Source organism: Brasilonema octagenarum UFV-OR1 (assembly GCF_963888615.1).
Classification (GTDB): Bacteria; Cyanobacteriota; Cyanobacteriia; order Cyanobacteriales; family Nostocaceae; genus Brasilonema; species Brasilonema sennae.
The window spans coordinates 20,386-28,343 of sequence record NZ_CAWPKW010000347.1 but is presented as its reverse complement, the minus strand read 5'-3'; the positions used below and the strand labels follow the sequence as shown (position 1 = coordinate 28,343).

6 protein-coding genes are annotated in these 7,958 nt (G+C 43.4%); 2 read left to right on the top strand and 4 right to left on the bottom strand.

What is annotated here, in order from left to right; translation table 11 throughout:
* Window positions 1-97 precede the first annotated feature (97 nt).
* A complete protein-coding gene (locus tag AC5590_RS31420; RefSeq protein WP_169267179.1) occupies window positions 98-1,171 on the bottom strand; it encodes a quinone oxidoreductase family protein in 1,074 nt (357 codons plus the stop codon).
* 102 nt (window positions 1,172-1,273) lie between these two features.
* On the opposite strand from AC5590_RS31420, the gene AC5590_RS31415 reads away from it, so the two are divergent.
* Window positions 1,274-2,134 (top strand): helix-turn-helix transcriptional regulator, encoded by an 861-nt coding sequence (locus tag AC5590_RS31415; protein ID WP_169267178.1) that lies wholly within the window; start codon window positions 1,274-1,276, stop codon window positions 2,132-2,134.
* A 63-nt stretch (window positions 2,135-2,197) separates the two neighbouring features.
* On the opposite strand, the gene AC5590_RS31410 is transcribed toward AC5590_RS31415, so the two are convergent.
* The 3 genes from AC5590_RS31410 to AC5590_RS31400 all read right to left on the bottom strand — a co-directional run bounded on the left by AC5590_RS31410 (window position 2,198) and on the right by AC5590_RS31400 (window position 5,113).
* Window positions 2,198-3,169 (bottom strand): N-acetylglucosamine kinase, encoded by a 972-nt coding sequence (locus AC5590_RS31410; RefSeq protein ID WP_169267177.1) that lies wholly within the window; start codon window positions 3,167-3,169, stop codon window positions 2,198-2,200.
* Between the two features lie 210 nt (window positions 3,170-3,379).
* Window positions 3,380-4,654: an MFS transporter gene (locus AC5590_RS31405; protein WP_169267176.1), complete on the bottom strand. Its 1,275-nt coding sequence runs from the start codon at window positions 4,652-4,654 to the stop codon at window positions 3,380-3,382.
* 39 nt (window positions 4,655-4,693) lie between these two features.
* Complete coding sequence (locus AC5590_RS31400) at window positions 4,694-5,113, bottom strand: GxxExxY protein (RefSeq protein WP_169267175.1); 420 nt, start codon at window positions 5,111-5,113, stop codon at window positions 4,694-4,696.
* Between the two features lie 68 nt (window positions 5,114-5,181).
* On the opposite strand from AC5590_RS31400, the gene AC5590_RS31395 reads away from it, so the two are divergent.
* The gene (locus AC5590_RS31395) at window positions 5,182-7,905 is read left to right on the top strand and encodes a valine--tRNA ligase (protein WP_169267181.1); all 2,724 of its coding nucleotides are present in this window, start codon (window positions 5,182-5,184) and stop codon (window positions 7,903-7,905) included.
* Window positions 7,906-7,958 lie beyond the last annotated feature (53 nt).

The window sequence follows — 7,958 nt, the reverse complement described above, 5'->3', positions numbered from 1 at the left end:
GACGCAGAGGAATAGGGGGAGATGAGGGAGAAGAGGAGGGGGGACAAGGGGATGCTACGGACTTGAATTTATCTCTGTGTTACATCTAAGAAACAGGTTATTGCGTATTTGGTACAAGTACGCAGTATTCTAGTCCTTTTAGCTTTGCCGCCTTGTCAATTGCGTGGCTAATGTCATCCAGTTTGAAAGCGTGGGTTTGAATTGCGTCTAGCTTAAGCATTCCTGCGGTAATCATCCGCAGAAGTTCCTTCGGTGCCTGCCTTGGGAACATATGTGCTCCTGTAATCGTCAATTCCATGTGCATGATTTTCGGGTAGGATAAGGGAATTTCTGCTTTGACTCCTCCCAGAAAAACCGCTGTTCCGCGTGGGCGAAGGGCGTTGATACAGGCTACCGTTGGTTCTGGGGTACTTACCCCACCTAGAACGTCCAAAACCATATCAGCCCCGCCAGCAGCCTCGCTAATACGTTCAGTGTATTCAGCAGCATTACCTGAAAGGGAAGCGGTAACTACCCGTTTGGGGTCAAGCTGCACCAGTTTTTCGAGAGTCACGCGATCGCGTCCGACGACTACTATCTTGGATACCCCCATCGCCAACGCCACTAGCACTGCTGCTGCTCCCAAGTTACCTGTAGCACCGTTGACAATCAGAGTTTGACCGGGACGCAACTCGCCACGTAAAAAACCACCATAAGGAATTGTCAGATAACCTAAGCAGGCTAATTGATTCAGGTCAATAGTTTCTGTGTCTTCTAGTGGTGTTAAACACTCACCGGGCCATAGGATTTTCTCAGCAGATGTGCCATCCTTCCACAGAGATTGCATCTGAGGCGAAGCTGCTGCCAATCCAGTCCAGCCGATGAGGATACTATCAGGTTGTCCGCCTTGGGTTTGAGAGGAGATCAAAGGGTCGCAGAAGACTTTTTGACCAACTTGCAGTCCAAATACATCATCAGCAACTGCTTCGACCACTCCAATGGCACTCGGACCAGGTGTGAAGGGTAGGGGAGGCAGCATATAGCCGAGTTCTCCCGAAAATACCTGCCCTGCAAAAGAAAGTATAGGCGCACGTAACACCCGAACAATTGCACCACCAGATCTAAGAACCGGTTCTGGTACTTCCTCAACTTTTAGCGGCTTTCCAAGTTCGTATAAACGTGCAGCTTTCATGAGATCATTCCTTAAGCTCTAACAAGATTACTGTAAAACTCAATTTATCCAAGTACCAGGAGTGCATTTATCCTGGTATTAATTCTGCTAGGCTAAGATTTTATGGATGACAAGCAACGACGCAGAGAACTAGGGGACTTTCTCAAGACACGCCGCGCCCGCCTTTCACCCAATGATGTAGGTTTACCGGAAGGTACACGCCGTCGCACGCCTGGATTAAGGCGTGAGGAGTTGGCTGGGCTGGCAAATGTCGGTTTGACTTGGTACACTTGGCTTGAGCAAGGGCGCGACATTCAAGTGTCAGCCCAAGTTATTGAAAGCATTGCACGAGCGCTGCAGCTAAGTCCAGATGAGCGAACGCACTTGTTCGCGTTAGCACGTTGTGAAATACCTGCAGCTCCATATTTATTAGAAGAAACCGTTTCCCCTGCACTGCAAGATATTCTTGATAGTCTCGGAACCAGTCCAGCATTAATCAGAGGACGGCGGTTAGACGTCTTAGCTTGGAATGAGGCGGCATGTGCAGTATTTTTAGATTACGCCTCAATGCCACCTGATGAACGCAACAGCCTCTGGATCATGTTTACCAATCCAGCTATACGACAGATGCTTGGAGATTGGGAGGGACACGCCCAACGATTGCTGGCTAAATTTCGTGCTATGTGCGATCGCTATGCTGGTGATTATCGGTTCACACAACTAGTAGAGAAGCTGCACGCAGTCAGTCCAGAATTTTGTCAGTGGTGGCAGAAGCATGATGTACAGGGAAGATCTGCAGGTTGCAAAGAATACGAACATCCGGCTGTTGGGCAATTACTGCTGAATCATACGACTTTACAAGTTTCACATAACCCTGAATTGGAGGTAGTAGTATACACGCCGTTACCTGATTCGGATACTTTAAGAAAACTGCAACAGCTACGGGATTTACACAGGTTAGAAAAATTCTTACTTAAGTCCTAATAATTTCAAAGTCGGGTTTGGGAGTTGCCCAAGCATAAAGAAGTTTCACAAATTAATCAACAGCTAAAGATTGGGTAGAGTCAAACTCTGTAACGCCAACAACCCAGCACCTAAAGCCGGTTCATGTCGAGGAAAAATCACTTTTGCTGAAGGAAACATCGTCATAAGTGATGCAGCAAATGTGTCACGAATTCTCGCTTTTCCTTGCCACACACTTCCAGTTGTCACGACTTCAAAACGTTCGTCATGACTAAAAATTGCCGAAATCACTGTAGAAGTAGCTTTGATTAACTCTTTCGCCGCGTCATCAATAATTTTTTGAGCAACTTCATCTCCATAAGCTGCTACGTTATCAACAATAGGTGCCAAAGCAGCAATCTCTTTCACACCCCATCCTCTTCGATAAATAACTTCAATTAAATCTTCTATAGTCGCAAGTTCGAGATACTGTTTGAACGCTTCAACAAGACTTGTTGACATCTCCCGTCCATCATAAGCTTTTAATGCTGCTTGCATACCAGCAACAGCAATTTGATAAGCGCTACCTTCATCTCCTAAAAGATAGCCCCAACCGCCAACTCGTTTTGTCTGTCCATTATGATTTCGCCCAAAAACTATAGAACCAGTACCTGCTGCAACTACAATTCCTACGGGATAACCAACTCCCCCTACTAAAGCAATCAAAGCATCATGACAAATGATAATATTAGATGCAGATAATTTCCAAGTTATAGGAAGCAAGCTGCTATTTTGTAATTCTTGTACTATACCTTTTACGACCTCGATATCTTCTGGACGACCTACACCTGCTAGTCCAATGCAAATGGCTTCAATTTTAATATTATCTGTTAACTTTTGTGCTTCAACGACGGCAGTATAAATTGCAGATTGAATTGACAGTAGTGTTGCTTTTGTACCTATACTTTGATAATTAGATGCTCCTGCTTCACCACGACCAAGTACTTTACCTTTATCATCTATCAATAGACAAACTGTTTTGGATCCGCCGCCATCGATTCCTAGAACGTAACTCATAGAATTTGGAATTTTAAACCGCAGTTTAATGCAGGTTACTTTATATTATATGGCAATACTATTTGAGTTGTGAAAATTATTTTGTGAACGAACCGCCAAGTCGCCAAGGACGCCAAGAAAAGAGAAAAGAGAAAAGATAGAATTTCAGGAATGATTCCGGATTGCTATATCAGCGTTCATCTATATTTCTTGATTTTTGCAATTTATCGCTTAACTTTTTTGACGACTGTTCTCCTCGTCTAAAGGAATAAAAAATAGAGTTATCATACCGGGAATTGTGAGTAAACAAACTAATATAAAGAATAATGGATATCCAAGTTTTTCTTGAATATAACCGCTGATTAATCCAGGTAACATCATACCTAATGCCATAATTCCTGTAGATATGGCAAAATGAGAAGTTTTGTATTGACCTTTGGAAATATACATCAGATAAACGCTAAAAGCTGTGAACCCAAAACCATATCCAAGTTGCTCTAAAGAAACTAAAAGATAGACTAATGCAAGTGAGGGTTTGGCATAAGCCATATATACATAAAAGATATCAGGTAAGTTCAAAGCTAAAGCCATAGGAAACAGACTCTTTTTTAATCCATACTTGGAAATCACAAACCCTCCTAAGACGCCTCCGACAATTAGGGAAATGACTCCAAAAGTACCGTATACTAAACCGACTTCCGATGTCGATAATCCCAAACCTCCAACTTCTGGTTTATCTAATAAAAATAACGAGGCTAATTTAACAAGCATTGCCTCACCAAATCGATAAAGCAAGATAAATGCTATAATAGTTATTATTTTATCTTGTTTAAAATATGAACTGATAACATCCCAAAAAGGTAGTCTGTTTATTGCTGTTTGTGATTGGTGTTGAGAATCCGACTCAGGCGAAGGTAGAATAAGTTGATGAAAAATAAACAGTATTGCCAAAACTAAAGCTGAAAAACCAAGAGCAATAGTCCAGCTTAAAGGAGTATTTTTCAGAGAGAATTCAAGCTGACCAGCTAAAAACACTAAAAATCCTGAACCGAAGATAACGGCAAGGCGATAAAAAAGTGAGCGAACACCAGAAAAGAATGCTTGCTGTGCTGGATTTAGACTTAATAGATAGAAACCATCAGTAGCAATGTCATAAGTTGCGGAAAGAAATGCTCCTATAGTTAACGCTACAAGGGAGATAAAAAAGAAATTTGGTAACTGTAAAGAAAAGGCTATCAAACCCAAACAACAGAACATAGCAAATTGGCTGGCAAGAATCCATGTTCTTTTGGTTGAGTAAGTATCAACGATAGGTGCCCACAACATTTTGATGACCCAAGGGAGATAAAGAAAACTCGTCCATAAGGCAATTTGAGTATTATTTATTCCGAGTTTTTTGTAGAAAATGACAGAAACTGTGTTGATGATGACGTAAGGTACGCCAGAGGTAAAGTATAAGGTAGGGATGAAAGTCCAAGGGGAACGGGACATTGTTGGATTTTTCATGAATAATGAACCGCAGAGGCGCAGAGGACGCAGAGAGAATTAACAAGAGAGTACGATACGTTTAATACCTTCTTTGAGGATAGGGACATTGAAGTTGATGAGAAGGGCGAGGGGATGATTTGTCATTTTAAGGTAAGAAATGACTTGAGCTTCGTGGATAGGAGCTAACTTCTCCACAGCTTTCAATTCAACAATGAGGACATCACTAATGAGAAAATCTAATTCGCCTTCGCCAACCTGATATCCTTTGTAATTCACTGCTACTGGCGGCTTAGACTTGTAAGATATCCCACGCATCTGAAATTCCACCTCTAAAGCCTTGTGATAAACCGACTCCAAAAACCCTGGTCCCAACAGCCGATGCACCTCAATCGCCGCCCCAATCACTCCTCCCGTCAGCTGTCTCATCTCCTCTCCTAACTCTCTTCTCTCTGCGTTCTCTGCGCCTCTGCGGTTCATTTCCTCTTTTCCTCCTTAACCCTGTGGCAAAATTTATAAAAGTCCTTCCACAGTATCCTTTTCCCAGCATGATCGCATCAAACATTAACCTTCCTAGTCTTTACGAACCCTTCTCCACCGAAGCCAAGTGGCAAAAATTCTGGGAAGAAAACCAACTCTACAAAGCTGATCCCAACAAAGGTGGCGAATCTTACTGTATCGTTATCCCGCCGCCCAACGTTACCGGCAGCTTGCACATGGGACACGCTTTTGAGATGTCGCTGATTGACACCCTTGTACGTTATCACCGGATGAAGGGACGTAATACCTTATGGTTACCCGGAACTGACCACGCCAGCATCGCTGTGCAAACAATTCTGGAAAAGCAACTCAAAAAAGAAGGTAAAACTCGCTACGATTTGGGACGCGAGAAATTTCTAGAACGCGCTTGGCAATGGAAGGCGGAATCTGGAGGGGCGATTGTTCATCAATTGCGACGCTTGGGTGTATCGGTGGATTGGTGGCGGGAACGCTTTACGATGGATGAGGGCTTGTCCAAAGCTGTTTTGGAAGCTTTTGTCCGACTTTACGAGGAAGAGTTAATTTATCGTGGCGAGTACTTGGTCAACTGGTGTCCGGCTTCCCAATCTGCAGTGTCGGATGTGGAGGTGGAAAATCAGGAGGTCAATGGAAATCTCTGGCATTTTCGCTATCCTCTTACGGATGGTTCTGGTGATGTTGAGGTGGCGACGACTCGACCAGAAACGATGTTGGGTGATACTGGTGTGGCTGTGAATCCCAATGATGATAGATATAAGCACCTGATTGGGAAAACCGTAACTCTACCAATTATGAATCGGGAAATTCCGATTATTGCCGATGAGTTTGTTGACCCCAGTTTTGGCACAGGTTGTGTGAAGGTGACTCCAGCACATGATCTTAATGACTTTGAAATGGGCAAGCGTCACAATCTGCCGTTGATCAATATTATGAATAAGGACGGCACTTTGAATGAAAATGCTGGTTCGTTTCAAGGACAAGACCGCTTTGTTGCTAGAAACAATGTGGTTTATCGTCTAGAGACTGACGGGTTTTTGGTGAAGGTGGAGGATTATAAGCATACTGTTCCTTATAGCGATCGCGGCAAAGTTCCCATTGAACCCCTCCTCTCGACTCAGTGGTTTGTCAAAATTCGTCCTCTGGCTGATAATGCGCTAGAATTTCTTGACCAAAAGAACTCCCCAGAGTTTGTCCCCCAACGCTGGACAAAGGTGTATCGTGATTGGCTGGTGAAGCTGAAAGATTGGTGTATCTCTCGTCAACTGTGGTGGGGACATCAAATCCCTGCTTGGTATGCGGTGAGTGAAACAGGCGGAGAAATTAGTGACAATACACCGTTTGTTGTGGCGAAGTCTGAGGCAGAAGCACAGGAGAAATTAGTTGCACAATTTGGTGATAATGTCAAGATTGAACAAGATCCAGATGTGTTGGATACCTGGTTTTCTGCCGGACTCTGGCCTTTCTCTACTTTGGGCTGGCCCGAACAAACTCAGGACTTAGCGACTTATTACCCCACCACTACTTTAGTCACAGGTTTTGATATCATCTTTTTCTGGGTTGCCAGAATGACAATGATGGGTGGGCATTTTACAGGACAAATGCCGTTTAAGGATGTTTACATCCACGGGTTGGTATTGGATGAAAATGGCAAGAAGCAGTCTAAGAGTGCTGGTACTGGCATCGATCCGTTGTTGCTGATTGACAAGTACGGTACTGATGCCTTGCGTTATACCTTGATTAAGGAAGTCGCAGGGGCAGGGCAAAATATCCGCTTGGAGTACAATCGCAAAACGGATGAGTCGTCATCGGTGGAAGCATCCCGGAATTTTGCGAACAAGTTGTGGAATGCGGCGCGGTTTGTGATGATGAATTTGGATGGGCAAACGCCGCAACAACTGGGTAAACCAAGCGCTAGTGAATTAAGTGACTGTTGGATTATTTCTCGCTACTACCAAGTTGTTAAACAAACTAATAACTATATCGACAACTATGGATTAGGAGAAGCCGCAAAGGGACTTTACGACTTTATCTGGGGCGACTTCTGCGATTGGTATATTGAACTTGTTAAATCTCGTCTCCAGAAGGATTCGGAACCCACATCTCGTCGCACTGTACAACAAACTCTTGCGTATGTGCTGGAAGGAATTTTGAAATTACTTCATCCTTTCATGCCTCATATTACCGAGGAGATTTGGCAAACTTTCACGCAACAAAGCGAAGATTCCAAGCAAAGTTTATCTTTACAATCTTATCCTGAAGCTGAGATAAACTTAATTGATCCCACTCTGGAGGAACAGTTTGAACTGCTGTTTGGTATCATTCGTACAATCCGTAATTTGCGAGCGGAAGCGGATGTTAAACCGGGGATAAAAGTGACGGTGAATTTGCAAACTGAAAGCGAGAATGAACGCCAAATTTTCACAACCGGACAGTCTTATATTAAAGATTTGGCAAAGGTTGAGAATTTAGTCTTTGCTGGTGAGCAAAATAAAGAAACGTTCGCTGACGTTGTTGGTACTGTACAAGTGCTACTTCCGCTTGCTGGCGTTGCTGATATCAGCGTGCTGCGAGCCAAAATAGAAAAACGCTTGAGCAAGGTAGAAGGAGAAATTAAACCTCTGAGCAATAGGTTAAATAATCCTAACTTTGTGGAACAAGCACGACCAGACGTGGTAGAAGGAGCAAGAAATGCTTTAGCAGAGGCTGAAAAACAAGCAGAAATTTTGCGCGATCGCCTACGTAGGTTAGCATAGTTCCGAGGGATTATTTAATGTTAGTTGTTAGTAGTTACTTATATAAAAGTATT